Origin of the sequence: uncultured Nonlabens sp., assembly GCF_947495285.1 — a bacterium.
GTDB lineage: Bacteria > Bacteroidota > Bacteroidia > Flavobacteriales > Flavobacteriaceae > Nonlabens.
Window position 1 is genome coordinate 1 of sequence record NZ_CANLXZ010000090.1, and the last position, 408, is coordinate 408.

Genomic DNA, 408 nt, shown 5'->3' on the forward strand with positions numbered 1-408 from the left:
AAATAAATATATACAAGGGGTTCTATTTTGAAAAAACAATAAAACAGCTAATCAAACCAGTAAAATGGTTAGGTTTGATATGTCTTAAATTTATTTAGGACAGGATTGATAAAATATATGGGAAATTATATGCCGATAAAGGCTATGTTGGAAAAGATTTAATGCAACTTCTTTTTACTGATGGATTACATTTAATTACACATATTAAAAACAATATGAAGAATTCTTTAATGACAATGAGTGATAAGATTTTACTGCGCAAACGCTCTGTTACTGAAACTGTAAATGATGAACTTAAAAACATCTGTCAAATGGAACATTCTAGACATAGAAGCTTTACTAATTTCTTGTCAAATATAGTTGCAGGTCTTATTGCATATAGCTTCTTGCCTAAAAAACCTTCTATTA

General features: G+C 27.9%; 1 pseudogene. It reads left to right on the forward strand.

Going from position 1 to position 408, the window contains the following annotated elements:
- Positions 1–113 precede the first annotated feature (113 nt).
- Positions 114–408: pseudogene (locus Q0838_RS14260) on the forward strand (transposase); the annotation flags it as partial.